A 1,425-nucleotide genomic window follows, 5' to 3' on the forward strand; every position below is an offset into this window, starting at 1 on the left:
TGAAGTGACCCCCAATAGTTGGACTATCCAATTACTGGGGGTCTTTTTATGTCTAAATACCACAGAGCGTTTAAGCTAAAATTAGCCAAACTTGCTCAACATGAAAGTTCAAGAGAACTCGGTCGTAAATTCGGAGTGTCATCAGGACAAATCCGTTACTGGTCATTAGTTTTTCAAATACATGGCGTTGAAAGTTTTCGTCATGAAGGCCATCCTTATTCATCTCACTTCAAGTTAAACGCAGTGAAGTCCATGCAAGCAAATAAATGGTCTCTTGCTTACTGCTGTGCGTACTTTGATTTATCTTCTCCAGGTATTTTATTTCAATGGCGATCCCTTTATTCTCGTGAAGGTACTTTACGACTTACCCCACGAAAAAGAGGCATGCCCAACATGAATAATACTTCGACGACGCCAACCCCCTCAGAACAAATGACAGAAAAAGAGCTGAGAGAAGAGCTGGAGTATTTACGTGCGGAGAATGCTGTTTTAAAAAAGTTAGAAGCCTTGGCTCAAGCAAAAAAGAAAAAGGCAAAGAAAAGACTCTAGTAGTCCATGAGCTCAAGGCTGTATTTAATTTATCCTGTTTACTTAAGGCGATAGGCTTACCAAAAAGTGTTTACTACTACTACCATCGTAAAAGGCTGACGGTTGATGAGCCTAATGTAGGACTGAAGGCGCAAATACAAGCTCTTTACCATCAACATAAAGGTCGATATGGATACCGTAGAATCACGCTGGCATTACGCTCAGAAGGTACTCTTATTAACCATAAGCGAGTTCAACGCCTTATGAATGAACTAGGGCTTAAATCAAAAGTTCGACCAAAGCGGTATAGATCTTATAAAGGGCATGTAGGAAGAATAGCTCCAAATCTCGTTAATAGAGAATTTGTGGCAAATAGGCCTAACCAGAAATGGGTAACGGATGTCACTGAATTTAAAGTGGGAGACAAGAAGGTTTACCTGTCTCCTATTATTGATCTTTTTAACCGAGAAGTAGTGAGCTATGAAGTACGTCAGTCGGTGAAGCTCTCCTTAGTCACAGATATGTTGAAAAGCGCGATAGATAAATTAAAATCGCATGAGAAGCCTATTGTTCACTCAGATCAAGGTTGGCAATATCAGAATCGACAGTATCAAAACCAGCTTAGAGAAAAGGGATTAATACAAAGTATGTCACGCAAAGGAAACTGTTTGGATAATGCCGTTGCTGAGAGCTTTTTCGGCATACTGAAGACAGAAATGTTCCACAATAACGTGTTTAGAAATGCCGATGATCTTATTGAGAAAATCAAAGAATACATCGATTACTATAACAACGAGCGAATTAAACAGAAACTAAAAGGCCTGAGTCCGATTGAATATCGAAATCAGGCCTTGCTAGCTGCTTAGAAATGAGTCCAACTTTATGGGGTCACTTCAT

1 protein-coding gene and 1 pseudogene are annotated in these 1,425 nt (G+C 39.7%); both read left to right on the top strand.

Features of this window, described 5'->3' with window-relative positions:
• Positions 1-48: 48 nt before the first annotated feature.
• Entirely contained in the window at positions 49-549 is a 501-nt protein-coding gene (locus DFP80_RS20535) for a transposase (RefSeq protein ID WP_113918657.1), read from the top strand.
• Positions 546-1,394: pseudogene (locus tag DFP80_RS20765) on the top strand (IS3 family transposase); the annotation flags it as partial. The gene DFP80_RS20535 and the pseudogene DFP80_RS20765, both read left to right, overlap by 4 nt.
• Positions 1,395-1,425 lie beyond the last annotated feature (31 nt).

Origin of the sequence: Marinomonas rhizomae, from assembly GCF_003315485.1 — a bacterium.
Lineage (GTDB): Bacteria > Pseudomonadota > Gammaproteobacteria > Pseudomonadales > Marinomonadaceae > Marinomonas > Marinomonas rhizomae.

Bases quoted from the DNA above. Each gene is read 5' to 3' on its own strand.
- DFP80_RS20535 (WP_113918657.1), top strand. From the start codon at position 49: ATGTCTAAATACCACAGAGCGTTTAAGCTAAAATTAGCCAAACTTGCT.